Source organism: Streptomyces sp. WM6378 (genome assembly GCF_001279695.1).
Classification (GTDB): domain Bacteria; phylum Actinomycetota; class Actinomycetes; order Streptomycetales; family Streptomycetaceae; genus Streptomyces.
Map to the genome: position 1 here is coordinate 1 of NZ_LGDD01000188.1, position 26768 is coordinate 26768.

Annotated in this window: 21 protein-coding genes; 4 read left to right on the forward strand and 17 right to left on the reverse strand. The window is 72.4% G+C overall.

Annotated features, from left to right (window positions below; translation table 11 throughout):
- The 5 genes from ADK54_RS16265 to ADK54_RS16285 form a co-directional block, all read right to left on the reverse strand.
- Window positions 1-207, reverse strand: a 207-nt coding sequence (locus ADK54_RS16265) for a carboxyl transferase domain-containing protein (RefSeq protein ID WP_324610162.1), incomplete at its 3' end; no start/stop codon positions are given.
- A 103-nt stretch (window positions 208-310) separates the two neighbouring features.
- Window positions 311-1141, reverse strand: coding sequence for an AfsR/SARP family transcriptional regulator (locus ADK54_RS16270; protein WP_063801990.1), 831 nt, complete (start codon window positions 1139-1141; stop codon window positions 311-313).
- A gap of 112 nt (window positions 1142-1253) precedes the next feature.
- Complete coding sequence (locus ADK54_RS16275; RefSeq protein ID WP_159047783.1) at window positions 1254-1946, reverse strand: 4'-phosphopantetheinyl transferase family protein; 693 nt, start codon at window positions 1944-1946, stop codon at window positions 1254-1256.
- A 53-nt stretch (window positions 1947-1999) separates the two neighbouring features.
- Complete coding sequence (locus ADK54_RS16280; RefSeq protein WP_053726358.1) at window positions 2000-3310, reverse strand: hypothetical protein; 1311 nt, start codon at window positions 3308-3310, stop codon at window positions 2000-2002.
- Window positions 3307-4746 carry an MFS transporter gene (locus tag ADK54_RS16285; RefSeq protein WP_078966425.1) on the reverse strand — a complete coding sequence of 480 codons (1440 nt, stop codon included), beginning with the start codon at window positions 4744-4746 and terminating at the stop codon, window positions 3307-3309. The genes ADK54_RS16280 and ADK54_RS16285 overlap by 4 nt, the downstream gene beginning before the upstream one ends.
- A gap of 174 nt (window positions 4747-4920) precedes the next feature.
- On the opposite strand from ADK54_RS16285, the gene ADK54_RS16290 reads away from it, so the two are divergent.
- Window positions 4921-5820 carry a LysR family transcriptional regulator gene (locus tag ADK54_RS16290; protein WP_053726359.1) on the forward strand — a complete coding sequence of 300 codons (900 nt, stop codon included), beginning with the start codon at window positions 4921-4923 and terminating at the stop codon, window positions 5818-5820.
- A gap of 43 nt (window positions 5821-5863) precedes the next feature.
- Here ADK54_RS16290 and ADK54_RS16295 read toward each other — a convergent pair whose 3' ends face one another.
- From ADK54_RS16295 to ADK54_RS16315, 5 genes are all read right to left on the reverse strand, one after another.
- The gene (locus ADK54_RS16295) at window positions 5864-6106 is read right to left on the reverse strand and encodes a hypothetical protein (RefSeq protein WP_053726360.1); all 243 of its coding nucleotides are present in this window, start codon (window positions 6104-6106) and stop codon (window positions 5864-5866) included.
- The gene (locus ADK54_RS16300; protein WP_053726361.1) at window positions 6103-6732 is read right to left on the reverse strand and encodes a VOC family protein; all 630 of its coding nucleotides are present in this window, start codon (window positions 6730-6732) and stop codon (window positions 6103-6105) included. Before ADK54_RS16300 ends, ADK54_RS16295 begins: the two co-directional genes overlap by 4 nt.
- Window positions 6733-6791: 59 nt before the next feature.
- Entirely contained in the window at window positions 6792-8489 is a 1698-nt protein-coding gene (locus ADK54_RS16305; RefSeq protein ID WP_053726362.1) for a (2,3-dihydroxybenzoyl)adenylate synthase, read from the reverse strand.
- Between the two features lie 85 nt (window positions 8490-8574).
- Entirely contained in the window at window positions 8575-13851 is a 5277-nt protein-coding gene (locus ADK54_RS16310; RefSeq protein WP_053726363.1) for a type I polyketide synthase, read from the reverse strand.
- 91 nt (window positions 13852-13942) lie between these two features.
- On the reverse strand, window positions 13943-15859 hold the full coding sequence (locus tag ADK54_RS16315; protein ID WP_159047784.1) for an FAD-dependent monooxygenase: 1917 nt from the start codon (window positions 15857-15859) through the stop codon (window positions 13943-13945).
- Between the two features lie 230 nt (window positions 15860-16089).
- Here ADK54_RS16315 and ADK54_RS16320 point away from each other — a divergent pair, with 230 nt between their 5' ends.
- Both ADK54_RS16320 and ADK54_RS16325 read left to right on the forward strand, forming a co-directional pair.
- A complete protein-coding gene (locus ADK54_RS16320; protein ID WP_053726365.1) occupies window positions 16090-18261 on the forward strand; it encodes a RecQ family ATP-dependent DNA helicase in 2172 nt (723 codons plus the stop codon).
- A gap of 217 nt (window positions 18262-18478) precedes the next feature.
- The gene (locus tag ADK54_RS16325) at window positions 18479-19108 is read left to right on the forward strand and encodes a hypothetical protein (protein WP_053726366.1); all 630 of its coding nucleotides are present in this window, start codon (window positions 18479-18481) and stop codon (window positions 19106-19108) included.
- A 245-nt stretch (window positions 19109-19353) separates the two neighbouring features.
- Here ADK54_RS16325 and ADK54_RS16330 read toward each other — a convergent pair whose 3' ends face one another.
- The 3 genes from ADK54_RS16330 to ADK54_RS16340 form a co-directional block, all read right to left on the reverse strand.
- Window positions 19354-19977, reverse strand: a complete 624-nt coding sequence (locus ADK54_RS16330) for a hypothetical protein (RefSeq protein WP_053726367.1) — start codon at window positions 19975-19977, stop codon at window positions 19354-19356.
- 233 nt (window positions 19978-20210) lie between these two features.
- Complete coding sequence (locus ADK54_RS16335; protein ID WP_053726368.1) at window positions 20211-20921, reverse strand: ribonuclease HII; 711 nt, start codon at window positions 20919-20921, stop codon at window positions 20211-20213.
- Window positions 20922-21005: 84 nt separating this feature from the next.
- Window positions 21006-21629 carry a TetR/AcrR family transcriptional regulator gene (locus ADK54_RS16340; protein WP_053726369.1) on the reverse strand — a complete coding sequence of 208 codons (624 nt, stop codon included), beginning with the start codon at window positions 21627-21629 and terminating at the stop codon, window positions 21006-21008.
- Between the two features lie 313 nt (window positions 21630-21942).
- Here ADK54_RS16340 and ADK54_RS16345 point away from each other — a divergent pair, with 313 nt between their 5' ends.
- Window positions 21943-23487: an MFS transporter gene (locus tag ADK54_RS16345; RefSeq protein ID WP_234392100.1), complete on the forward strand. Its 1545-nt coding sequence runs from the start codon at window positions 21943-21945 to the stop codon at window positions 23485-23487.
- Between the two features lie 64 nt (window positions 23488-23551).
- Here the strand turns inward: ADK54_RS16345 and ADK54_RS16350 are convergent, their stop codons facing one another.
- From ADK54_RS16350 to ADK54_RS16365, 4 genes are all read right to left on the reverse strand, one after another.
- On the reverse strand, window positions 23552-24472 hold the full coding sequence (locus ADK54_RS16350) for an ADP-ribosylglycohydrolase family protein (RefSeq protein ID WP_053726371.1): 921 nt from the start codon (window positions 24470-24472) through the stop codon (window positions 23552-23554).
- 12 nt (window positions 24473-24484) lie between these two features.
- On the reverse strand, window positions 24485-25144 hold the full coding sequence (locus ADK54_RS16355; RefSeq protein ID WP_053726372.1) for a histidine phosphatase family protein: 660 nt from the start codon (window positions 25142-25144) through the stop codon (window positions 24485-24487).
- Window positions 25145-25222: 78 nt separating this feature from the next.
- Window positions 25223-25828 (reverse strand): YdbC family protein, encoded by a 606-nt coding sequence (locus ADK54_RS16360; RefSeq protein WP_053726373.1) that lies wholly within the window; start codon window positions 25826-25828, stop codon window positions 25223-25225.
- 112 nt (window positions 25829-25940) lie between these two features.
- A complete protein-coding gene (locus tag ADK54_RS16365; RefSeq protein ID WP_053726374.1) occupies window positions 25941-26627 on the reverse strand; it encodes an arylamine N-acetyltransferase family protein in 687 nt (228 codons plus the stop codon).
- Between the last annotated feature and the right edge of the window lie 141 nt (window positions 26628-26768).

Below are 26768 nucleotides of genomic sequence, written 5' to 3' on the forward strand. Positions count from 1 at the left end.
ACCCACCGCACGATGCCGACGCAACTGCTCCACCTCGTGAAACGAACCGGGATCGAGCAGCAGGTCGATACGCTCACGCGCCGTCAGCTTGCCCTTCGCATGCTGCGCCTGCGTCGCCCGCTCGCTCGGCCCACGACACGCCTCCGCACGCAACGCAAGAAGCTCGGTGACCCGGTTGCGGGTCGCCGTCGGCTGCGGTGTGTTCATGCCGGATCCCTCTCGTTTCTCGCGGCCCCCAACCGGGTGGCCCCTGTGCGTGCGGCTTCATTGCGCAGGTCACGTACGGCGCGCAGGTCACGTACAACGCTCATCAGCCCACCCGCCCGACAACGGTCATGCCGCCCCAGCCGGCGCCCTGTGCGGCCCAGCGCTTCTCGCTGGCGCCGTGCAGGATCTCCCTTTGCAGGTCCTGCAGTTCGGGCATCGGGTCGATGCCGAGCTCTTCGCGCAGGGCGGTGCGCAGCCGGGTGAAGGTCTCCAGGGCCTGGCCGCGGCGGCCGGTCCGGTGCAGGACGAGCATCAGCTGGGCGTGGAATCCCTCGTGCAGCGGGTGGTTCTCGGTTAAGTACCGGAGCTCGCCCAGGACTTGACGGTGGCGGCCGATGCGGATGTCCGCCTCGATGCGGCCCTCAAGGGCGGTGAGCCGGAGCTCTTCGAGGCGGGAGACCTCAAGGGAAAGGCGCGGGCCGAGCGGGACGCCGTCCAGTGGTGCCGCGCCGCGCCAGAGGGCGAGACCGCGTTGGAAGGCCTGGGCCGCCTCGGCGTTGTCGCCCTCGCTGAGCGACTGGCAGCCCTCGTCGACGGCCTGCTCGAAGAGGTCGGCGTCCACGGTGCCGGTGCCCAGATCGAGCCGGTAGCCGCCGCGCGAGGTGATCAGGACGTCCTTCGGGTCGAGCCGCCCGTGCGAGGACCGCGAGGTCATCAGCGAACGCAGGTTCAGGACGTACGTCTGGACCGCGGTCACCGCGCTGCGCGGGGGCACCGCCCCGAACCAGAGCTCGTCGATCAGGCTCGACATGGTCACCACATGACCGACGGCGAGGGCCAGGGTGGCGAGCAGCTGCTGCTGCTTCGGCGCCGTCGGTCCCCAGCCCAGTTCGCCGTCCATTATCTGGACGTCACCGAGCACTCCGATATCCAAGACAACTCCCCCTGAGCGTTGATTGCTCTGTCTCGTCAATTTTCCGAACGTACCGAACGGTTTAATTCCGGGGACCCCACCCCACGTCCGACCTGCACGGATGGGGTGCAGGCTACCCAGATTTGGCAACGCCTGTCGCGGAAATCAGATGAGTGGAACCAAAATTATTGGAGGCCGCCCCGAGGCCGGGCACGTAAAAGCGCCCGTCCTTCCCCATGAGGTGGCACCCATCGCGGTCCGTCGCCAATCCGAAATCGGCGTAGGGAATCCTCCGTCCGCTCCCCATCGCCTTGGCATAGGAATTCTTCAGGGTCAGGAAGCGGAGCAGCAGCGGGTGGCGCGCGGACGGCCGGGCCGCGTGCAGGCGGTCCAGCTCGTGCCGGGTGAGCAGGTGTTCCACGGACGGCAGCCGCAGCGGCGGCGGTTGCAGCGGTGCCACGTCCACGCCGACCCGGCCGCCGTCCATCAGGCCCACGGCGACCAGTCCTTCACAGTCGCCGACGCTGATGTCCAGCTCGTCACAGCCTCTTAAATAAGGGCGCCCGGTCGCGGTGTAGGCGACCTCGAAGAGTGCGGGGTCGGCGCCGAGGAGGGCGCCGGCGGTGGCTCTGAGCATCAGCCGGGACACGATGAAGCGGATGCGCCGCTCCGGTGTGGGCTGCCGGTCGGCCCGGGCGCGGTCCGCGCCGAGCAGCACCCGGATGTCCTCCGCGTCGGGCCCGGTCTCGCGCGGCCACCAGTCCTCGGTCCGGCCCGCCACGACGATGCACCGGCTCTCCTCCAACTCCTTTCTGATCCTTGCCACTTCCAGGTCGTCCGGGCCCCGCGCCGCGTACAGCACGGGTGTCGGCCCTCGTGTCAAGCCGTGCTCCCGATCTCCAGGTCGATCCGTTCCCGGGACAGGTCGTAGGCCAATGCCTCGCGGTCACGGACAATCAATTCCTTGAGGACGAGCCCCACTTGGCCCCTCGGCAGTCTCGGCGTCGAGTGGCCCAGGCGCCGCAGCACCCTGGTGAGGGCCAGCAGCAGCCAGGCACGGTCCGTGTCCTCGCCGGTGAACCGCAGTCTGCCGAGGCCGCAGGCCGCCGCGGTGAGCAGCGCGAGCCGGTCGGCGACCGCGAGGGCAGCCGGGTCGGGCCCGCCGGGCGTGGGGCGGCCGAGGTAGGAGCGGCGCCGTTCCAGGCCGCGCAGTTCCCGGTTGAGCATCCGGATGACCTCCCGGAAGCTTCCGCCGACCGGGTCGCGTCCGTCCGGAAGACCGGAGAAGTCGCGGAACTCCCGGCCGAGCAGGCGCAGTTCGCGGCCGGTTGATCCGGGCTGGAACTCGGCGAGGAGCTGCGGCAGCCGGGCGCCGACGGGGCCGGCCGCCGCCATCAGGGCCTCGCCCTCGCGGGCGGCCGAGAAGTCGTACGCGGACCGGGCGAGGCTGCCGTCCCGGCGCCGCGCGTTCAACGGAATCACTTCCTCCGCGCCCTCTCGCAGCAGTCGCGGCACCAGGTGTCCGCACACGGCGGTCAGGGCCCGCCTCCCGGTCCCGGCGCGCAGTGCGTCGGTCGCGGCGCCGACCACGCAGTCGGCGAGCAGTACGTCGGCGAAGGACCCGGCGAGCGCCCCGACCGCGGACAGGTCGTCCACGGGCGCGTAGTGCTCCTGGTAGGCCCGCACCGCGGTGCGCAGCCGGGTGTCGGCGGCGGCCACGAGCCAGCCCGGGAACACGGTGCGTACGAACGCCCCCGCCAGCTCCGGGTCGCAGCGGCAGCCCGTCTCGTGCCCGTCGGCCGCGCAGCTCGGGACGGTGAGCCAGACCCGGGTGTCCGGGTCCGCGTCGGCCGCGGACGACTGGCCTGTGCTGACCCGGGTGTCCACCGGATCCGTACCGTCTCCGTACGGCCGCCGATTGTCGTCCGGGCCGGGAACTGCCAGGACCAGGCGTCCGTTCTCCTTGAAGGAGGCGGCCAGTTGGGCGGCCGTCGGCGGGTGCGGCGCCGGGGGTGGCGGCCAGCCGCGCTCCACGGTGGGCAGCCCGTGGGAGCGGATGACCGCCCGCACCTTGTGGATGGTTTCGTCGCCGCGGTGCGCATCGCCCCGCAGGACAGGCGGGGAGCCCGCGCCGGTGCTGCCCCGGGGCAGTCCGGCGCCGGTGAACCGGCTCGCCCGCCGCTCGCTCACTGGGCGGTGCGCCGGCCGATGTAGCCGACGGCGAGCAGGGCGCCCACCGCGAGGGCCGCCGCGGCGACCGACAGGGCGACCTTGGTGCCGCTGTCGCCGGGCGAGGCCTGGAGCACGGAGCCGAGGACCGCGACACCGACCACGGCGCCGGTCTGGCGGGCCGAGTTGAGGGCGCCCGACGCGATGCCGGCCTGCTCCTTGGGCACCGAGGAGACAAGGGTGGTGACCAGGGACGGGATGGCGAAGGAGACACCGAACCCGAAGATCAGCAGGCCGACCGCGGTCAGCGCGTACTGGCCCGCGCCGTCGCCGCCCACGAAGAGCAGCTGGATGAGCGCGCCCACCGTCATCAGCGAGAAGCCGAGGATCGAGGGGATGCGCGGGCCCTTCCTGGCGACCAGGCGCCCGGTGTAGATCGGGTTGAACGCGGTGGGCAGGGTCAGCGGCAGGAAGGCGAGGCCGGCGGCCATGGCGGTGTAGCCGAGGCCCTGCTGGAAGTGGAGGGACATGACGAACAGGACGCCGGAGAGGCCGAAGTTGACGAGCAGTCCGTTGAGCAGGCCGACCGAGAAGGTGGCCTTGCGGAAGAGCTGGAGCGGCAGCATCGGGCCGCGCACACCGGGCTCGCGGCGCTCCACCATGATGAAGCCGATCGCGGCGGCGATACCGACGGCCAGCGCGATGAGCACCGGCGCGGACGTCCAGCCCTCGGGCTCGCTCTGAATGACGCCGAACGTGAGGCCCGCCAGGGCGAGTACGGCGAGCAGCTGGCCGGGCAGGTCGATGGCGCGGTTCGGATTGCGGGGCACCTGCGGCGCGAAGGCGCGGGTGATCAGCACGCTGAGCAGGGCGACCGGCACGTTGATGACGAAGATGAAGCGCCAGCCCAGCGTGTCCGTGAGGACACCGCCGACGACCGGGCCCGCGGCGAGCGCGACACCGGTGATGGCAGCCCACGATCCGAGTGCGCGGGCCCGCTGGGCGGGATCGGTGTAGGTGGTCGCGATGACGGCCATCGAGGCCGGCAGCAGGGCGGCGCCCGCGATGCCGAGGACACCGCGCATGCCGATCAGAACGCCCAGGTTCGGGGACGCGGCGGTGAGTCCGGAGGCGATGAGGAAGGCCCAGGTGCCGGTCAGGAACACCTTGCGGGCGCCGAACCGGTCGGACAGCGCACCCATGGTGAGCAGCAGCGCGGCGAAGGTGAGGGTGTATCCGTTGACCACCCACTGGAGCCCGGAGAGGCCGCCGCCGATATCATCGCGGATGGCGGGCAGTGCCACGTTCACCACGCTGGTGTCGAGCAGCACCATGAAGTAGCCGAGCGAAAGGCCCAGAAGCAGAAGCCCCTTGCGCCGGACCCCGGCCTCGGGCTTGACGCCCGCCGAAGCGCTCCCCCCTTGTGCGGCCGTCACCGTCGATGACTGCGAGGACATAGTTGTTCCCTTCTCCATTACTGATGTGGAATCGCTGATGCGGAAATTTGAATTCGAGGCGGCCGGGGTCGAGAACCTGCGGCTGTTACAGCCTGGCGGGAGCCCGGGCGAAAGAGAAACGGGAAATTCCGATTGCACCATCGGAAGCGCCGATGGATCGGGGGAGGCCGAAAGATGCAGCTCCGTCAGTTGAACACGTTCCGCACCGTTGCCGAAACCCTCAATATCACACGGGCGGCCGAGCGTCTGAATTATGCCCAGTCGAGTGTCACCGAGCAGATCCAGTCGCTCGAAGCGGATCTGGGGGTGGCCCTTTTTGACCGTTCCGGCCGCCGGATACGGCTCACCGATGCGGGCAACCGTCTGGTCGAGTACGCCGAGCGCATGCTCCAGCTCGCCGAGGAGGCGAGGGCCGCGGTGTCCGGAATGGCGGACCCGGCCGGCGAACTCACCATCGGCGCACCGGAAACGCTCTGCGTCTACCGATTGCCTTCTTTGCTGACCCGGTTCCGGGAAACCCATCCGAAGGTCCGGGTCGTGCTGCGTCCGGGCAACCGGTCGGAGTCCCGGGGCGGGGTGCGCGAGGGAACTCTGGATCTGTGCTTCACGTTCGGACCGCCGCCCACGGAGCCGGAGTTCGAGAGCATGGCGCTGGCTCCCGAGACCGTCGTCGTGGTGGCTCCCCCCGGGCACCCGCTGACCAGGATGAAGGAAGTGACCACGGCCGAACTCGCCGGTGTGGACTTCCTGGTGACCGAGCCCGGTTGCAGCTACCGCCGGATGTACGACGAGACGCTGGGCTCCGTACGGGGCCCCCGGCCGAACGTGGTGGCCGAACTGACCAGCATCGGGGCGCTGCGCAGCTGCGTCGCCGAGGGGATGGGCTGCGCGCTGCTCCCTGGGATCGCGGTGGCGGCCGACCTGGCGCGGGGCGCCCTGGAGACGGTGCCGTGGACCAACGCCCGGCGGGAGACGGAGGTGCAGGTCTCCTGGCGTGCGCAGGGCGCCGAGTCGCCGGGCCTTCGCCCGTTCCTGGACACCGCGCGCGAACTGCTCGGCAGTCCGGCCCTGTAGCCGCCCGCCCCGGTGCGGCGACGCCTGCCGCACCGGGGCGGTCTCAGCCCTCGTCCAGGCAGAGTTCGTCCTCGTCGAGGTGGACGAGCCGGCCGCTGTAGCCGCCGGTCAGCGCGGCGAACCAGATCGCGGGGCGGGCGCCGACCGCGTCCCGGGCGAGCACCAGGGGCCCGTCCGCGGTCACCTCGACGTAGTCGCCCGCGGAGCGGATGCCGTACCCGGTGTCCCGGGCGACGCGGACCAGGTCGTCGAACTCGGGGATGTCCAGTACGTACAGCGTGGTCATCGGGTGCTCACCTTCTCCTCGGCCGGGGCGGCCTGCTCGGCGTGGTCGCGGGCGAGTTCGCCCTTGCGGCGCCACATGTCCTCGACGGTGGGGCGCTCGCCCTTCGCGATGTCGCTCAGGGCCCGGAGCGTCAACTCGGCGTCGCGCGCGTCGACTTCGGCGAAGGCGCGCAGCGGGCGGGTGATCTCCAGCTGGATTCCATTGGGGTCGTCGAAGTAGAGGGATTCCAGGAGTTCGTGGGCGAGCGGCGGGGTGACCCGTACGCCGTGCTCCTTGAGGCGGACGCGCCAGGCGGTCAGCTCCTCCTCGGTGTCGACGTGCAGCGCCAGGTGGCGCGAGCGGTGCATGAGGTCGCCCGGGTCCTCCTCCTCGGGCAGCCCGAAGTAGTAGAAGAAGGCCAAGTGGTTGCCCTTGCCGAGGGCGAAGAAGAAGTGCACGAAGTCGGGGAAGTCCTCGGTGACCCAGCCGGTCGCGGTGATGGCGTGGACCAGCGGCAGGCCGAGCACGTCGCGGTAGAAGTGCAGGGTCTCCTCGGGCTTCCAGGTGACGTGCGCGAGATGGTCGACGCCCTTGAGGCGCAGCGATCCGGTGTCGAGCGGCGCACCGGCCGCCGGGATCTGCGACATGGCTTGTTCCTTTCGCTGTGGAGCGTGGAGCGGCGGAAGTCGGGGGTTCAACTGGTGTGTCAGGCGGGGGCCGGGGCCTGGCTCGGCTGCGCCTTCGGCTGGGTGGGCACGCTCACCCGGGTGAGCGCCAGGACCCGCTCGCGCAGGGTGCGGCGGTCCACCTTGCCGACCGGGGTCAGGGGGAACTCGTCCACCAGCTGGAGGAGTTCGGGGGTTTTGAAGGCCGCTACGCCGCGTGCCGCGAAGAAGGCGTGGATGGTTTCCAGGGTGGGCCGCGGCCCGTCCCCCGGGATCACGCAGACACCGACGCGTTCGCCGAGCGCCGGGTCGGGCAGGGCCAGGGCCGCCGCGTCCGCGACGCCGGGCACCGCCCGCACCAGGTCTTCGACCTCGTCGATGGAGACCTTCTCGCCGCCGCGGTTGACCAGGTCCTTGAGCCGTCCTTCGACGACGAGGTTGCCGCTGGGGTGCCACCGCACGAGATCGCCCGTGCGGTACCAGCCGTCGGCGGTGAAGGCGCGCTGGTTGTGCTGCGGGGCGCGGTAGTAGCCGCGGGGCGTGTACGGGCCCCGGGTGAGCAGCTCACCGGTGGCGCCGGTCGGCACCGGGCGGCCCTCGGCGTCGGCCACGAGGATCTCGTCCGCCTCGGAGATCGGCCGGCCCTGGGTCTCGCGCAGGACCTGCGGAGAATCGTCCGGCCGCGTGTAGTTGAGCAGGCCTTCGGCCATTCCGTACACCTGCTGGAGGGTGCAGCCCAGGCCCGGACCGAGCTCGCGGGCGAGCTCGGCGGGCAGGACGGAGCCGCCGACCTGGAGCAGTTCCAGGCTGCCGAGGTCGTACGGGGTGCCGGCGGCGTGTTCCAGCCAGCGGTGGGCGACGGCGGGCACCACCGAGGTGGCGGTGACGCGCTCGCGGGCGATCTCGGCGAACGCGGTCCTGGGGTGCGGCGAGGGCGACAGGACGGCCAGGCCGCCCACCGCGAGGGTGCCCAGCACGCCCGGGCAGCCGAGCGGGAAGTTGTGCGCGAGGGGAAGGGCGGCCAGATAGGTGGTTTCGGCGGTGAAGCCGCAGACCTCGCCACTGCGCCGGAAGTTGTACTCGTAGTCGTTGTGCGTCCGAGCGATGATCTTGGGGAGTCCGGTGGTGCCGCCCGAGAGCAGGAACAGCGCCACCTCCCCGGCGTCCGGGGCCCGTTCGTCGAGCCGGCGGCGGCGCCCCTCGGCGTCCCCCTCGACGCGCAGGGCGGCCCGCAGGTCCACGTGGCCCGGCTCGACGTGGTCGCCGACGACCAGGACGGGGACGGGGCGCGGCCGGGTCCCGGCGATCTTGGCGGCGAGCGCCTGGTGGTCGAAGTCGCGGCAGGTGTCGGGGACGGCGATCGCCGCGACGTCGGCGAGTTCGGCCAGGTACTCCAGCTCGTGCTCGCGATGCGGCATGAGGGCCAGGACCGGTGCCACGCCGATGCGCTGGCAGGCCAGGAACAGTGCCACGAACTCCCAGCGGTTGGGGAGCTGGACGAGCAGGTTGTCCCCGTCGCCGAGGCCCAGCGATACGAGCCGCTCCGCCAACGCGTCGGCGCGGACGGCCAGTTCGCGGTAGCCGATCCTGGTCCGACCGTCCACCAGTGCCGTACGGGATCCGTAGCTCTCGCTCCAGCTCCACATCCAGTCGCCCAGCGGGCGGCCGCGCCAGTGGCCGGCCGCGGTGTAGCGCTCGGCCTCGTGCTCGGGCCACGGGACGGTACCGGCGCGCTTCATCTTCTCCTCCTTCGCTCGATCGGGTTGATCCGTGCAGGGGGCGGCCCGGCCCCGACCTCTTTCGGACGGGGGCCGGGCCGCGGTCTCAGGCGGCGAGCCGCTCGGCGAGGAAGTCGGCGATGGCGGTCACGGTGGGGCGGTCCCACAGGAGCGTGGCCGGCAGCGCGAGCCGGAAGAGCTTCTCCAGGCGGCGCCGGATGACCAGGGTCATCACCGAGTCGAGCCCCATTTCCATGAGCGGGCGCCGCACGTCGAAGGAGTCGGGGGCCCATTTCATTTCGGCGGCGACCAGGCCGCGTACCGCGTCGACCAGGTGGGCGTGCAGCTCCTCGGGCTCAAGCGTGGCCCAGGCGGCCTCGCCCTGGTCGGTGGTGGACTCGGCTATTTCTACGGTGAGTTCGTCGAGCAGGGGCGGGCGGACGGCGGAGGGCTCCAGTTCGATGGTGCGGAGCACGGCGTAGTAGGGGGCGTCGTAGCGGGAGGCGAATTCCCAGCTGCGGAACGCCTCGGCGGCGGAGATGTCGGCGGTGCCGCGGGCGGCGAGTTCGGCGTCGATGAGCTCCGAGGAGGTCGACATGCCCAGGCCCCGCCAGGAGGTCCAGGCGTAGCTGACGGTGCTGGTGTCGCCGAGGGCCGCGCGGTGGGCGGCGAGCGCGTCCAGGAAGGCGTTGCCGGAGGCGTAGCTGGCCTGGCCGGGCAGGCCGAGGAGCTGGCCGCAGGAGGAGAACAGGGTGAAGAAGTCCAGGCTGCCCGGGGCGAACAGGTCGTGCAGGACCATTGCTCCGGCCACCTTGGGGCCCATGACGTGGGCGAGCGAGTCCTCGTCGACGCCCGCGGCCATCCGGTTGTCGAGGACACCGGCGGCGTGCACAATGCCGCGGATCGGCGGCAGGTCGAGGGCCGCCGGGGAGAGGGCCGCGGCGACGGCCTGGGCGTCGGTGATGTCGACGGAGACGACGCGGACGCTGACGCCGAGTCCTTCCAGGGCGCGGACCGCCTCGATCTGGCGGCGGGTCGTCGTGTCGGTCATCTCGTCCCAGGCGGTGCGCGGCGGCAGGCCGCGCCGGCCGGCCAGGACCAGGCGGCGGGCGCCGCGTCCGGCGAGCCAGGTGGCGACCTCCAGGCCGAGCACGCCGAGTCCTCCGGTGATCAGGTAGGTGCCGTCGGGCCGGCATTCCAGGGCGGCCCGCACGGGCTCGCGCTCGATGGCCACCAGGCGGGCGGTCTCGATCGAGGCGCCGCGCACCGAGACGAGGTCCTCGCCGGGCTGGGCACGTACGACGTCGACGAGTGCGGCCAGGGCTTCGGGGTCGGTGTCGTCGGCCAGGTCGACGGTGCCGCCCCACAGTTCGGGGTGCTCGCCGCCGATGACCCGGCCAAGTCCCCACAGCGGGGCGTCGCCCAGGGACTCGGTGGTCAGGGACTCGCGCACGCCCCGGGTGACGCACCACAGGCCGGGGTGCGCGTCGGGCCCCGCCGCGGCGAGCTGCTGCGCGGTGCGGGTGACCAGCCAGGCGGCGTCCACGGCGGCGCCGCTGACGCTGGCGGCGGCGCCTGCCCGCTCGGGCACCACGAGGACGGCGGTGGTGGAGGTGAGCGGCTCGGCGAGCGCGGTCAGGTCGTCCGGGGTGTCGATGGCCGTCCAGGGCAGGCCGGTCGCGGACAGTGCCTCGCCGATGCGCAGGCCGGTCTTGCGGTCGCCGACGATCACGGCGGCGGTCACCGCGGCACGCTCGCGGGCGGGTTCGGCGGGCAGTTCGAGGGGCCGCCAGGCCAGTTCGCTGACCAGGCGCCGGGGGCTGGCGGTGGCGCCGGGGTCGCCGTCGAGGACGCCGTAGCGCAGGCCGGTGAGGCGGGCCAGGAGGCGGCCGTCGGTGGCGGCTATGGAGACGTCGACGGTGTCCACGGCGGCCGCGCCCTCGACGGTCGCGACGTGCAGGAGCACCTCGGCGGGGCAGTCGCCCGCCACGGCGGCCTCCCGGATGTGCGCGGGCATCCGCAGGATCGGTTCGCCCGGGAAGACGACGGAGGCGATGGACAGCGCCGCGTCCAGCACCGAGGCCCAGGAGCTGGGCAGTTGACCGTCCGGCTGGGCCGCGACGACGGCGAAGATCTCGTCCTCCGCGCGCCGCATCTCCTTGACCTCCCACGGGAAGCCCATCGCGGCGACACCGATGCCGGCGAGCCGGTCGATGGTGAACGCGGTGTCGAGCACTTCGGCGCAGGTGGTACGCAACTGTTCGGCGTCCAGGGTGCGTTGGCCGACCGCGGTGCCGGGCGAGACGACGGCGGTGGTGTGGGTCAGCCAGGACGCGTCGGTGTCGTCGGCAGCGCCGTCGCCGATGATGCGCGAGGCGAGGCGGACCGTGCCCTCCTGGTGGACGACCTGGAGCTCGCGCGGGGTGGACACGGCGACCGGCACCTTGAGGGTGACGTCGGCGAGGCCGGGGCGCTCGCCTTCGTGGGCGGCGGCCGTGAAGAAGGTGTTGAGCAGCACCGTGGCCGGGATGATCTCGACGCCCTGGACGGGGTGGTCGCCCGGGTAGGGGCGGCACGACTCGTCGAGGTAGGTCTGCCACAGGCGGGCCGGGGTGTGGCCGTTTACGGCGGTCTGGCCGCCGAGCAGGGTGTGGCTCTCCACGTCGTGCTGGGTGCCGCCGCCGACGTTCCCGGCCGACTCGTACCAGTAGCGCCGGTGCTGCCAGACGGTGTGCGGCAGGTCGGCGAGGCGGCCCGGGGTGACGGCCGCCCAGTCGAGGGACACGCCGTGGCAGTGCAGGGCCGCGACGTTGGCGAGCAGGATGTCCCGCTCGGGCTTGTCGCGGCGCAGGCTGTGCGCGACGACGGCGTCCTCGATGCCGAGCCCGTCCAGGATCTCGCCGATGGAGTGGGCGACCACGGGATGCCCGGATATTTCGACGAAGGCGCGGAAGCCGTCCTCGGCGGCGGCGGTGACGGCCTGGGTGAAGCGGACCGGGTTGCGCAGGTTCCCGGCCCAGTAGGCGCCGTCACGCGGGGTGTCGCCGCGCGGGTCGGCGAGCATGGTGCTGTAAACGGGCAGCGCGGGCTCCCTGATCGTCAAGTCGTGGGCGGCGGCGCTCAGTTCGGCGAGCAGCGGGTCCATGTGGGCGCTGTGGAAGGCGACGTCGGAGGCGACGCGGCGCACCACGAGCGGCTCGGCCTCCCAGGCCGCGGCGAGCTCCTCGACGGCGTCGGTGTCACCGGCGACGACGGTGGAGCCGGGCGAGGCGGAGATGGCCGCGGTCACATCGGTGCGGCCGTGCAGGCGGTGGGCGACCTCGTCGAAGGGCAGCGCGACCATGATCATGGCGCCCTTGCCCGCGACCCGGCTCAGCAGCGCCGAGCGGCGGCAGATGAGGCGGGCGCCGTCGGCCAGCGAGAGGATGCCGGAGACGACCGCGGCGGCGATCTCGCCCACGGAGTGGCCGATGACGGCGGCGGGCTCCAGGCCGCGCTCGCGCCAGACGGCGGCCAGGCCGACCTGCATGGCGAAGATCATCGGCTGGATCTTGTCGACGTCGGTGAGGTCGCCGTCGAGCAGCACCCGGCGGGGCGAGAAGCCGATCTCGGCCAGGAAGACGGGGTCGATCTCGTCGAGGACCTTGGCGAACTCGGCCTCCTCGGCCAGGAGTTCGCGGCCCATGCCGGCCCACTGCGAGCCGTGACCGGAGAACACCCACACCGCGCCGCGGGCAGCGCCGGACACCACGGCGCCCGTCTCGATGCCGTCCTCGCCCTCCCCGCCCGCGAACGCCCGCAGCCGGGTGGCGAGCTGGGCCGCATCGGACGCGGCGGCCACCGCGCGGCTCGCGGCGTGGCCGCGGTGCACGGCCAGGGTGCGGGCGACGTCGTCGAGCGGCGTCCCGCCCGCCTCGGCGTCCAGCCAGTCGGCGAGGGCCGCCGCCTGGGCACGAGTGCCGGCCTCGGTCGCACCCGACAGCGGGAACAGGCGTACGCCGTCCTCGGCGGCCTGGGCCCCGGCAAGGGCCGCCCCCTCGTCTTCGGGGGCCTGCTCCAGGACGATGTGGCCGATGGTGCCGCCGTAGCCGTAGCCGGAGACCCCGGCGCGGCGCGGGCGGCCCGTCACCGGCCAGGGCGTCGGCTCGGCGACGACCTTGAGACGGGACGCCTCCCAGTCGATGGCCGGGTTGGGCGAGTGGAAGTTGGCCTGCGGCGGGATGTGCGCGTGGTGCAGGGCCAGCACGGCCTTGATCAGGCCCGCCACGCCCGCTCCGGCCTCCAGGTGGCCGATGTTGGGCTTCACCGAACCGATCAGGACAGGCTGGTCGGCGGGGCGTCCGGCGCCGAACACCTCGGCCATCGCGGTGGTCTCGATGGGGTCGCCGGCCCGCGTTCCGGTGCCGTGCGCCTCGATGTAGTCGACGGTGAGCGGGTCCACACCGGCGCTGCGGTAGGCCTGGCGCAGGAGGTGGGCCTGGGCCTCGGAGCTCGGCGCCATGATGCCGTTGGTACGGCCGTCCTGGTTGACGGCGGTACCCTTGATGACGGCGAGGACGCGGTCGCCGTCGCGGCGGGCGTCGGCGAGCCGCTTGAGCACCACCACACCGGCGCCCTCACCGCGTCCGTAACCGTCGGCGGCCGCGTCGAACGACTTGCTGCGCCCGTCCGGCGAGACGGCGCCCGCCGCGTCCAGGACCATGGTCAGGCCCGGGCCCGCCATGATGTTGACGCCACCGGCCAGCGCCACCGGAACATCACCGTCGCGCAGCGCCTGGACGGCTAGGTGGAACGCGACCAGGGAGGCCGAGCAGGCGGTGTCGACAGCGAGGCTGGAGCCGCGCAGGTCCAGGGTGTAGGAGACGCGGTTGGCGACCGCGCAGAACGCGGCACCGATCCCCGTCCAGGCCTCGATGCGCGGCAGGTCCTCCAGCATGCGCCGGCCGTAGTCGTCGGAGCCGACGCCGATGAACACCCCGGCATCCGTCCCGGCCAGGGACTGCGGGGCGATACCCGCGTGCTCAAGAGCCTCCCACGACACCTCCAGGACGATCCGCTGCTGCGGGTCCATGAGCTCGGCCTCGCGCGGGGTGATCCCGAAGAACTCCGCGTCGAACCCCTCGATGTCGTCGAGGAATCCACCGTTGCGGGTGGTGCGGCGCAGGGCCGCGGCGTTCTGCGGCGACGCGGCCTCATAAGCCGCCCAACGCTCCGGCGGCACCTCGGAGATCGCATCCGTGCCGGCGGTCAGCAGCTTCCAGAACGACTCGGGCGAATCCACGCCGCCGGCGAAACGGCAACCCATGCCGATGACGGCGATGGGCTCGGAACCGGACCGGATGTCGCGGGGACCTTCGATCGGGGTGTTCACGTGCTCCTCCATGGGGGCAGCTTTTTGCGGTTGACGGGGGATGTGCCGTGCGGGTGGAAAGAAGTGCCGTGCGGGTGGAAGAGGGAAAGTCGCGGGGCCGCGGTCAGCGGCTGGCCCCGGTGAGCGGCCAGCCGGAGACGGCGTCGATCCGTCCGGCGACCAGGGCGGTGTGCAGCAGCGCGTGCTGTCCTTCGGCGCGGTCGGCGGGCGTTTCCAGCGCCCAGCCGTCGGTGCACGCGAGCACCACGGGCAGCCCTGTGGCGGTACGGATCCGGTCGGCGTGCTCCAGGGCGTGCGCGAGGCCCGTGCCGTCGGGCGCTCGCAGATGCAGGGCGCAGGCGCCCGCCTCGGCCGCCCCGAGGGCCCGCTCGACCAGAGCGTCGTTCTCGTACGCCCCGGTCCCGGGGCAGCCGAGACCGGCGATCAGCGCGGCCCCCGCGGGGAGCGAGCCGAGGAACTTCCGTTCCAGGAGCCCGTGTTCGGCGGCCTCGGCCTCGTCGCAGTGGCCGATGTCGTCGAGGACGACCTCGACGACGGGGAAGCCGACGGCTTCGGCCCGGTCGGCCGCCGCCGTGTCCAGGGCGCGCAGGACCACGCCGAGCACGGTGGCGTCGAAGGAGACGCGCTCCAGGGCGGCGCGCCAGGCGTCGCTCTCACCGGTGCCGACCGGGCGCCGCCAGTCGGCGAGCACCAGGGAGCTGCCGGCCACCGAGTACGCCTCACAGGCGCGGATCTGCCGCTCGGCCCGGTCCGCGACGACCGTGACGAGCCGGTTGCGCAGCAGCGTGCCGCCGAGCCGCAGCGGCGCGCCGAGCGCGTGCCCGCCGGGAACGGCTGCCGCGGTGCGCGGCGCGTCGTGGGCGTAGGCCTCCTCGGCGGCGGCGATGCGTTCGGGGTGGCGGCGGCGCAGGCCCGCGAGGCCGATCGCGCTGGTCCTGGTCAGGAAGTGGAATCCGAAGCGGTCGGGGTCCCGGTCCATGCGCGAGCCGAACGTCTCCCACCAGCGCATGCTGGGCAGCGCCCAGCGCTGGGTGCGCTCGGTCTCCGGGCGGCGCCGCGCCTCGTAGCGGCGCAGCGCGCCCTCGACGGGGTCTTCCGCGCCTCTTGACGCCAGTTCGGCGGCGAGCCCTATGGCATCCTCCATCGCCATCTTGGTGCCCGAGCCCACGGAGAAGTGCGCGGTGTGCGCCGCGTCCCCCAGGAGGACGAGATTGCGGTGCGACCAGGAGCGGTTGCTCACGTGCAGGAAGTTGGCCCACTTGCTGTTGTTCACCAGGAGCGGGTGGCCCTGGAGCTGTTCGGCGAAGACCTGCTCCATGAGCTCCTGGGCGTAGGTGTCGCTCATGCCGGGGGCGGCGGACCGCTCGGTGGAGGTTTCGAGTCCCGCCGCCCGCCAAGTGGTCTCGTCGGTCTCGACGATGAAGGTGTGCAGCCCCTCTCCGTACGGATAGGCGTGCGCGGCGAAGGCGCCGAACGCGGTCCGCACGAACGGGAAGGTCACCACCTCGAAGGGGGCCCGGGTGCCGAACCAGACGTACTTGCCGGCGCCGGGCCGGGCCAGGGTGCCGAAGCGGTCCGGAAGGGCGTTGCGGGTGGCCGAGTTGACGCCGTCGGCCGCCACCACCACGTCGTGTGCGGAGGTGAGCTCCAGGGCGTCGGCCGGGTCCTCGAAGCACAGGTCGGCCCCGGCCTCTGCGGCCTGATCCTGAAGGATGGCGAGCAGCGTCTTGCGGGCGATGGCGGTGAATCCGTACCCGCCGTAGCGCAACGACCGCCCGCCGTACCGCAGTTCCATGTCGGTCCAGGCGACGCTGGCCTCGACGATCCGGCGGTGGGTGGCGGGGTCGGCCCGCTCGAAGGCGGACATCGTACGGTCCGAGAAGACGACGCCGAATCCGAACGTGGCGTCGGGGGCGTTGCGCTCGTGGACGGTGACCTGCCGGGCGGTTCCCCGCAGCATCAGCAGCCTGGCGAGGAACAGCCCTCCGGGACCTCCCCCGACGACAGCGACATCCAGCACGGCCAGCACCCTCTTTCCCTGCTCGGCGGCATCTGCCCGGGGCGTTCTCCGGGCGACGTGAGGGAGCTTCGCGTGGCGGGCTCAAGCCGTCTTCAAGCCGTCTTCAAGGTGGGTTCAAGCCGGCCACGCCCGGCCGGGGCGGGCTGCCGCGCGCCTCGATGACCAGCGGGAATGGCCGATCAGGAACGGTTCGTTCCGCGATTGTCAGAGGTGTCCTGTTGTATGGGGGCATGGAGCACACGAGCAACGCGGAACTGCGCACCGAGGCCGATACGGTCCTCGCCCGTCTCGTCGGGGACGCCACCGGCACCGCGCGGCTGCGCGAGGACCAGTGGCGGGCGATCGAGGCGCTGGTCGCCGACAAGCGGCGGGCGCTCGTCGTGCAGCGCACCGGCTGGGGCAAGTCCGCGGTGTACTTCGTGGCGACCGCGCTGCTGCGGGCCCAGGGCGCGGGCCCCACCGTGATCGTCTCGCCGCTGCTCGCGCTGATGCGCAACCAGGTGGATGCCGCGGCCCGGGCGGGCATCACCGCCCGGACGATCAACTCGGCGAACCCCGAGGAGTGGGACACCGTCCAGGAAGAGGTCGCGGCGGGCGCGGTGGACGTGCTGTTGGTGTCGCCGGAGCGCCTGAACAACCCGGACTTCCGGGACAACGTGCTGCCGAAGTTGTCCGCGGCCACGGGGCTGCTCGTGGTGGACGAGGCCCACTGCATCTCCGACTGGGGCCACGACTTCCGGCCCGACTACCGCCGGCTGCGCACCATGCTGGCCGAACTGCCGCCGGGCGTCCCGGTGTTGGCCACCACCGCGACCGCGAACGCCCGGGTGACGGCGGACGTGGCCGAGCAGCTCGGCACCGGCGGCGGCTCGGACGCGCTGGTGCTGCGCGGCCCCCTGGACCGCGAGAGCCTCAGCCTCAACGTGCTCGCGCTACCGGACGCGGCGCACCGGCTCGGCTGGCTCGCCGACCACCTCGACGAGCTGCCGGGCTCGGGAATCATCTACACGCTCACCGTCGCGGCGGCCGAGGAGATCACCACCTATCTGCGCCGGCGCGGGCACACGGTCGCCTCGTACACGGGCAAGACGGAGAACGCGGACCGCCAGCAGGCCGAGGACGATCTGCTCGCCAACCGGGTCAAGGCCCTGGTCGCCACCTCGGCGCTCGGCATGGGCTTCGACAAGCCGGACCTGGGCTTCGTGGTCCATCTGGGCTCGCCCTCCTCCCCCATCGCCTACTACCAGCAGGTCGGCCGCGCGGGCCGCGGCGTGGCCCACGCGGAAGTGCTGCTGCTCCCGGGCCGCGAGGACGAGGCGATCTGGAAGTACTTCGCGTCGGTGGCCTTCCCGCCCGAGGAGCAGGTCCGCCGCACCCTCGACGTCCTCGCCGAGGCCGGCCGCCCGCTGTCGCTGCCCGCCCTGGAACCCCTGGTGGAGCTGCGCCGCACACGCCTGGAGACGATGCTCAAGGTGCTCGACGTGGACGGCGCGGTGCACCGGGTCAAGGGCGGCTGGACGAGCACGGGCGAGCCCTGGACGTACGACACCGAGCGGTACGCGTGGGTCGCCCGGCAGCGCTCCGCCGAGCAGCAGGCGATGCGCGACTACGCGTCGACGACGGGCTGCCGCATGGAGTTCCTGCGCCGTCAGCTCGACGACGAGCAGGCGGCGCCGTGCGGGCGCTGCGACAACTGCGCGGGCGCCCGCTTCACCGCGGACGTCTCGGGCGCGGCCCTGGACGAGGCGCGCGGCGAGCTGACCAGGCCGGGCGTGGAGGTGGAGCCCCGCAAGATGTGGCCCACGGGCCTCGCGGCGATCGGCATCGACCTGAAGGGGCGCATCCCCGCGGGCGAACTGGCCTTCCCCGGAAGGGCGTTGGGGCGGCTTTCGGACATCGGCTGGGGCAACCGGCTGCGCCCGATGCTCGCGCCGGGCACCCCGGACGGGCCGGTGCCGGACGACGTGGTGCAGGCCGTGGTGAGCGTGCTCGCCGACTGGGCGAAGGGCCCGGGCGGCTGGGCCTCGGGCCGTCCCGACGCGCCGCAGCGGCCGGCCGGCGTGGTGACGGTGCCCTCGCGCACCCGGCCCGCGCTCGTCTCCTCGCTCGGCGCACGGATCGGTGAGATCGGCCGGATGCCCCTGCTCGGCTCGCTGGAGTACGCCGAGGGCCCGGCGGGCGAGCGGATCGCCCAGTCCAACAGCGCCCAGCGGGTGCGCGCGCTGCACCACGCCTTCGTCGTTCCGGACGCCCTGTCGGCCGCGCTCGCCGAGACCCAGGGCCCGGTGCTGCTGATCGACGACGCGTCCGACACGGGATGGACGCTGGCGGTGGCGGCCCGGCTGCTGCGCCGCTCCGGAGCCAAGGGGGTGTTCCCGCTGGTCCTCGCGGTCCAGTCGTGACGGCAGGGGTGACCGGGGGTGCCGCTGGGCAGGGATATGAGTGCCATACCCGTCGATTCAGGTCAGCGGCGTCAATTGCTCGTTGCCGCCTGACCTCGCGGCGGCAAGAATTGGAGCCGCCCCCGCACGGTCCCCCTGTGGTCCGGAAGGGCTGTGCCGTGGTGCGCCCTCACCCGACCCTGCCCGCACTGTGGGCGCGTATCCGGAAGGGAGGACCGTGACCTTCGGATTCTCTCCGTCCGCAGCGTCCACCCCCATGCCGGCCGACTCCACGAACCGCTTCGGCCGGATCCTGGAGCCCGCCGAGTGGGCCGCGGCCGGCATTCCGCTGCTGCGCAATCCCCGTGAGGTCGTCAGCGGGCTGCACGCCCGGCACCGGCCGACGCCCACGACCGCCGTCGTCGCGGTCCTCGACCACGAGGAACGGCTCGCGGCCAGCGCGTCGTTCACCCGCCGCGCGGCTCCGGCCGACGGCTGGGAGTTCCGCAACGCGCTGCTCGCGCACCTGCGCCGGGTGATCCCGCACGATCTGCGCCGCCGGGCTCCGGTGCGCACCGCCGTGCTGCTCTACTGCCGCGACGGCGACGAGCGCTGGACGGAGGAGGACGGCGCCTGGCTGTGGGGTCTGCGCGACGCCTGCACGCTGCACGGGCTGCGCTGCGGCGCGTACATCACGCTGACGCGCGGTGGCTGGCAGGTGCTCGGCGAGGGCCGCGGAGGCCGCCGTCCGAGCTCCATCGCCGGGCCGGATTCGCTGGCCGACGCCGAGAACGAGCTGGCCGAGCCACTGCCGCTGCGCTCGGGCGCCGGCGCGGTGGAGATGCTGCGGCGCACCGCCGCGCGCTGAACCGTTCCGGCACGGCCGGGACACGGCCGTGGACCGCTATGAGCGCTCGTCCGGTCTGAGAGGTGGTCCGGCATGGGAGCCGGCCTGGTTCCGAGCCCGGCCGCCGCCCCGCCGGACGGATCCGGCCAGGGGCATGGCGGCACGGCCTCTGGGCCTCGGGCTCCGGAGCGCTCGCCCCGGATTCCCGACTCGGCCCGCGCGTCCGTGACGATGCCGCGCGAGGGCCTGAGCTCCTGGGCCGGAGCTCAGACTCCGGCGCCCAGCGCCGCGTTGATCCGCTGCGGGTCGCCGCACACGATGAGCAGCGCCTCGGCGCGGGCCAGGGCGAGCGGCAGCGTGCGGGCGTCGGCGTCATCGGCCGCGTCGGCGTTGACGGCGACGACGACCACGGGCCGGGCCGAGGCCCGTTCCACGGCGGCGGCACCGGCGTAGAAGACGTCGTCGCGGGCGTCGTGCTGGGCCCAGTAGGCGTCCTCGCCGAAGGACAGCTCGTGCGCCGCCCACGGGTGCGCCTCACCAGTGGTGAGGACCAGGATGTCGCCCGGCGCGCGGCCGGTGTCGAGCAGCAGGTCCACCGCTTCGCCCGCGGCGTCGAGCGCGCCGTCGGCCGGAGCGGGGATCAGCTGAATCTGCGGGCCGGCAGGGCTCGGTGGCCGATTCGGCGGGGTCTGCGCGGCGGCGCCGTGCGTCCGCTGCGCGGGGGGCGTGGGCCGGGCCGGGCCGGGGCCCGGGCGTCCGGGACGCGGTGCGGCCGCGGGACGCGGACCGGGTACGGGGCGAGGGGTCTGCGCGGTGCGGCCGGCGGCCGGGCTGACGCGGGGACCCTGGGCACTCTCGTGAATCTGAGGCTCCTCGGGGATGAGAGGCATGAGTTGATGTCTATCAAATGCCGGTGAAGGCGTCACCGGCGGGTGGGCACAAAGGTGCGATCGGGGCGGAGTCTCCTCGCAACTGGGCGGGAAAGTCCAGGGATTTCGGGATGCGGCCCGGCACTTTCCCACGTCCGCGAAGCGGACCGGAAGGCTCCGGGAACGGGGTCACACCATCCGGATAACGGACCGATAACCTCCGGAAATCGTCCGGAATCCGCGGGTGATCCGGGTCAGAAGTCGAAGCCGAGCTGTCCCCCGCTTTCGAGTGCGGCCGCCTCCGCGGACAGCCGCGTCTTCTTGAGATGCCGCCACCGTGGCAGCGCGTCCAGATACGACCAGGACAGCCGGTGGTAGGGCGTCGGCCCCAGTTCCTCCAGCGCCGCCTTGTGCACGGGCGAGGGGTAGCCGGCGTTCTCGGCGAAGCCGAATCCGGCGTACTGGCCCTGGGCGCCCGTGAGTTGGGCCATCATCGCGTCCCTGCGCACCTTGGCGATCACCGAGGCGGCGGAGACCGCGATGCAGGACTGGTCGCCCTTGATCACCGTACGGACCCGCCAGGGAAGGCCGAGGTAGTCGTGCTTCCCGTCCAGGATCACCGCGTCCGGCCGGACCGGCAGCGCCTCCAGGGCGCGCACCGCGGCAAGCCGCAGGGCCGCCGTCATGCCCAGCTCGTCGATCTCCTCGGGTGAGGCGTCGCCGAGCGCGTAGGCGGTGACCCAGCCCTCAAGGACCGCTGCGAGCTCGGTGCGGCGCTTGGGCGTGATCAGCTTGGAGTCGGTGAGTCCGGCGGGCGGGCGGCGCAGCCCGGTGACGGCTGCGCACACCGTGACGGGACCGGCCCACGCCCCGCGTCCGACTTCGTCGACACCGGCGACGATCTTGGCCCCGGTCGTGGCGCGGATCGAGCGCTCGACGGTGTGGGTGGGTGGTTCGTACGGCATGGCGCTTGCAAGGTTACGCCGCCGGGGACCGCCCGCGACACCCAGGTCCGCGCCGATCACCCACGGGCCGCCCCGAGGCCGCGGTCAGCCCTTGCGGGGACGCAGCAGCGGCACCATGACCTGGTCGATCATCGCGGCGATGTCCTCGTCGCTCCATTCGCTTCCGCACACCTTCTGCCGGTACATCATCAGCCCCGGGATCACATCGAAGACGAGCTCGCCGGTGGCGTCGGGGCGCACATCACCCCGCTCGATTCCACGGCGCACCACCTCACGAAAGAGCTTGTTGGCGGGCTCGATCACCCGCTGCAGGATCAGCTCGTGGAACCGGTCGGCCGAGGCGCTGTCGCATTCGTAAAGGACCGACCGCAGTGCGTGGCCGGACCGCGAGTACATGGTCCCGCGGACCCTTCGGCACAGCTGGTAGAGGTCCTCGCGTACGGAACCGTGGTCCGGCGCGTCGTCGAGGCCGGGGAAGCCGGACCGCAACGCGTCCGCGACCAGCTCCGCCTTGGAGGGCCAGCGGCGGTAGACCGCGGCCTTCCCGGTCTGCGCGCCGGCGGCCACCCCCTCCATGGTGAGGCCGCTCCAGCCGACCGTGCTCAGCTGTTCCAGCGCGGCGTCCAGGATCGCCCGCTCCAGGACGGGGCCCCGGCGGCGCAGCGAGACGGGCCGCACCCCGGTGTCGGTCCAGCGCGAAGTAGCCATCTTCTTCTCTCCGTTGGGGACTCCGCGGGGGCGGACATCCCCTGTTGGGGACGGTGTTCCACCCTTGGGGACGGGGGTTGAAGCGTACGTGGGCGGCGGCGCCCGGCCTCCCATGGTGACCCCGCGTCACCGGATGTTCCAGACGCCGCCAGGCCCCATCGACCCCCGGAACCGGCCCCGGCCCACGGCCGGCTCGGGCCCAACTCCCAAGGGAAGGGCTTGTGTTCGTTCCCGGCCAGTCACTATCGTCAGCCATTAGTGAACGGAAGCGTTCACTACAGCTTTCAGGGGGATCTCAGTGACGCCCAATCGAATAGGCACGGCCCAGCCCACAGAAACCCGCCCCGGCCCCGAGGACCGACCGGCCCGGCCCGGCATAGCCCTGACCGTCATCGCCGCGTGCCAGCTGATGGTGGTGCTCGACGCCACCATCGTCAACATCGCTCTGCCCCACATCCAGACCGCGCTCGGCTTCTCCACCAACGACCTCACCTGGGTCATCAACGCCTACGCGCTCACCTTCGGCGGGCTGCTGCTGCTCGGCGGCCGGGCCGGTGACCTGCTGGGCCGGCGCCGGATGTTCATCACCGGCATCCTGGCCTTCACGCTCGCCTCGCTGCTCGGCGGATTCGCCCAGGAGCCCTGGCAGTTGCTCGCGGCGCGCGCCCTCCAGGGCATCGGCGGCGCCATCGCCTCGCCGACCTCGCTCGCGCTGATCGCGACGACGTTCCCCGAAGGCCCGGAACGCAACCGCGCGTTCGGCGTGTTCGCCGCCGTCTCGGCCGGTGGCGGCGCGATCGGCCTGCTCGCGGGCGGCATGCTCACCGACTGGCTGAACTGGCGCTGGGTGCTGTTCGTCAACGTACCCATCGGCCTCTTCATCGCCTTCCTCGCGCCCCGCTTCATCAAGGAGTCGGAGCGCCATCCGGGCCGCTTCGACCTCACCGGCGCGCTGACGTCCACGCTGGGCATGGCGGCGCTGGTCTACGGGTTCATCCGGGCTTCGTCGGACGGCTGGAGCGACTCGCTCACGCTGGGCTCGTTCGCCGCGGCCGTGCTGCTGCTCCTCGTGTTCGTCGCGGTGGAGCGCCGCTCGGCCCAACCCATCACGCCGCTGCGGATGTTCGCCGACCGCAACCGTTCCGGTACGTACGTGATGATGCTCAGCCTGGCCGCCGCGATGTTCGGCATGTTCTTCTTCATCGTGCTCTTCGTGCAGAACGTGCTGCACTACAGCCCTATCAAGGCAGGCCTGGCCTTCCTTCCTGTGACGGTCGCGATCGTCACGGGCGCCGGAATCTCCTCCAACCTTCTGCCGAAGCTCGGCCCCAAACCCTTCATGGTGACCGGAACCACGCTCACCGGCCTCGGCATGGCCTGGCTGACCCAGATCGACCCGGAGAGCTCGTACGCGGGCGGGATCCTCGGCCCGATGCTGATGTTCGGCACCGGCATGGGCCTCAACTTCGTCACCCTGACCCTGACCGCCGTCTCCGGTGTCGCCGACAAGGAATCGGGCGCCGCCTCGGGCCTGTTGAACACCACCCAGCAGGTCGGCGGCGCGCTCGGCCTGTCCATCCTGACCACGGTGTTCGGCACCGCGAGCCGCCACGAGGCCACTGCCCAGGTCAAGGACTTCCTCGCCAACGGCTCGCCCGAGCAGAAGGCGGCGTTCCTCAAGTCCCATCAGCTGCCCGCCCCTTGGAGCGACGCGGTCCTCGCGCACGGCATCGGCATCGCGTTCATCGCGGCCGTCGCGCTGGTCGCCCTGGCGATCCTGACCGCCGTCTTCGTCATCCAGGTCCGCAAGAGCGACCTGGAGGCCCTGAGCGGCAAGAGCGCCGGCGCCGCGCTCTGACCGTGAAGGAGCCGCCACGTCCGCGGCGAGCGGGCGGGGCGGCTCCTGTACGCGATGGGGCGCGTCAGCCGACCGGGGCCGCCGGGACCCAGTCCGGCAGCTGCTCGGTGCGCTCCAGCCAGGCGGCGGGCGGCGCCCCGGCCGGTGCGGCCGCGATCACCCCGCCCACGATCGCGCAGGTCGTGTCGACGTCGCCGCCCACCTGCGCGGTCGTCCAGAACGCCGACTCGTAGGCGCCGAGCCCGCGCGCCGCCGACCAGAGGGCGAACGGCACCGTGTCGTGCGCGCTGGTGCGCCGCCCGGAGCCGAGCACCGCGGCCACGGTCGCCGCGTCGTCGTAGTCCAGCATGTCCCGCGCCCGCCGCAGCCCGGCGCCGACCGCGCTGCGCGGCACGAGCGCGATCACCGAGTCGAGCAGCTCGCCCGGCCCGGGAGGCCCTTCGGGGTCGGCGACCAGGGCGGCGGCCGCCGCGACGGCCATGGCACCGACGACGGCCTCGCGGTGCTGGTGAGTGGTGTACGAGGAGATCTCGGCCTGGTGGGTGGCCTGCTCGGGATCGCCCGCGTACCAGGCGCCGAGCGGCGCGATCCGCATCGCGGAGCCGTTGCCCCAGGAGCCCTGGCCCTTGAACAGCGCGGAGGCCAGCTCGCGCCAGTCCCCGCCCTCCCTGACCAGGCGGAGCATCCGGTTGACCGCCGGGCCGTAGCCCCGGTCGAAGTCGTGGTGGTGCGCGAAGGACAGCGCGAGCGCGTCCTGGTCGATCCGGTCGTGCGAGGCGAGCACGGCGAGGACCGAGCAAGCCATCTCGGTGTCGTCGGTCCACTGCCAGGGACCTTCGGGCAGTTCCCGGCGCTTGAGGCGGGGGTAGTTGACGGGGACGAAGAACTGGGAGCCCAGTGCGTCGCCGACGGACAGGCCACGCAGGCTGCCCAGCGCGCGTACGAAACGCGGGTCGAGTGATTCGGTGGAGGGGTCAGCGGTCATCTCGGCTCCACTCTATCCGGTGATCCCGTACGGTTCCGGGGCACGCCACCGCTGGAACGGCCGGTCCAGCGAGTACCGCCCGTCGGCGCCGAGCAGCAGCGTCCTGGTCTCGGCGTTCCCCGGGTTGGACAGCGACTCGAAGTCCGCCACGCTCCAGTGGAACCAGCGCATGCAGAACAGCCTCATGGTGAGCCCGTGCGTCACGAGCAGCACGTTGGGCGGATGGTCGGGTGCCTCGAAGCTCCGGTAGAGGCTCTCCAGGAACGCCCCCACCCGGTCGTAGACGTCGGCCCCGGACTCGCCCTGCGCGAACCGGTAGAAGAAGTGCCCGTACGCGTCCCGGTACGCCTTCTGCAGCTTGACGTCGTCCCGGTCCTGCCAGTTCCCCCAGTCCTGCTCGCGCAGCCGCGGCTCCTCCCGGATCCGCACCTGTTCCGGGTCGAGGCCGAACGCCCGGAACGTCTCGTGGGTGCGCCGGTAGGGCGAGACGTAGACGCTGACCTTCTCGCTCCCGAACATCGCACGCAGCCGCTCCCCCGTCGCCTCGGCCTGGCGCAGGCCGGTCTCGGTGAGCCTCAGCGCGTGATCGGGCTCGCGCTCGTACACGGTGTCGTCGGCGTTGCCCTCCGACTCGCCGTGCCGGACGAGGACGATGCGTCGCGGTCTTGCCATGCCCAAACCCTAGATCGCCCGCGCCACGATCGAGCACTTGTCCGGCCTCCATCCGGCGTAGGCGCCCCGGGAGCCGCCTCAGACCGTCCAGTCCGCGTCGAGCCGGACGACGTCGCCGGTCAGGGCGGCGACATCGGTCTCGGTCTGCGCGCGCAGCGAGAGCCGCTCCACCCGGTCGGCCCGGTACTTGCCGTGCTCGGCGGCCGACTGCCACATGGAGAGCACCAGGAACTCATGGCCTGGCGCCTCGGCGAACACCCCGCGCAGCATGCCCGGGGACCCCGCCATCGCCGGGTTCCACACCTTCTCCTGCATCAGCGCGAAGTGCTCGACCCGCTCCTCGTGCACCCGGCAGTGCGCGACGCGGACCACGTCCGCGTCGGTGAAGCGCGGCTCGAAGCCGGTCTTCACGTCGAAGCGGTGGTCGAAGAGCTTCACCTCGATGTCCTTGTACGTGCCGGACTGCGCGGCGGCGAGCCGGTCGTGCGCCCGCGCCATGAAGGAGTCGTAGAACGCGCGGCTCTCCCAGAAGCCGAAGACATGCGCCACTTCGGGCCGCCTCCGGCTCCAGCCGCCGCCCTGCCCCCGGAAACCGGGCTCGCCCAGCAACCCCGCCCATTTCCGCTGCCCCCGCTCGAAACCGCGGCGGTCCACCACGGTGCAGCGAATCCACTTGACCAGCACCGCGCCATCGTACGGCGCACCGCCATGCCCCGGTCAGGCTCCGGCGGAGTACTTCCGCGGGAATATGCCGTGCGCCTCGAATCCCAGTTCACCGCCGAACACCGGGACGAAATCACCGGCCATTCAACCCACCCCCCAATGCGCCCAGTTGTGCGAGTTCTTCACGCTCCATCACGATATCGAAGACCTCTGACAACACCCGTCCGAGCTCGCCGGCGGGCACCGTGCTGCGCTCCTCGGTGCCGTCCGTACGAACGGTGGTGAACTCGTCCCGCACCAGCGCCCGGCGCATTCCGGGCGCCGTCCGCTGCGCCACGACCTGGCCCACGAAACGGGATTGGGGGTGCGAGGAGCTGTAGTGGTCCATGACCGTGAAGTCGGGCGGCACCGGTTCCAGCGGGCCCTGACCCCCGAACCCCGCGTCGCACAGCGGGAGTTGGCCCTCGACCGTGACCGCGAGCAGAACCTGGGTGACCGGTGGGAGCCAGGCCCCGCGGGTCCGGTTGCGGGCCCCGCGCCCGCCGAACTCGAAGCCCAGGCGCTCCAACACGGCGGCGAACAGCGAGTTCTGCTCGTAGCAGTAGCCTCCACGCGCCTGTGCGACGAGCTTGCCGGCGAGGCTCTTCACATCCAGCGGGACGGGTCGGCCGAGGGCCACGTCCAGGTTCTCGAAAGGGATCGCCGCCACGTGCGCCCGGTGCAGTTCCCCCAGGGTCTTGAGCGTGGGCGAGGCATCACCGTCGTAGCCGATCCGCGCGAAGTAGGCGTCCAGGTCGATGTCTTGGCCGTTCCACATCATGATCCCCCGGCGAAAACCCGAAGGCCCCCGCGGCCCCGCAGCACACAATGATCACCACCCGGGACGCCGCGCGCCAAACCATTCTTCGAACGACTTCACAAGTACGGGCGTGACAGCATGGGAGGCGTGCGGGGGCGGCAG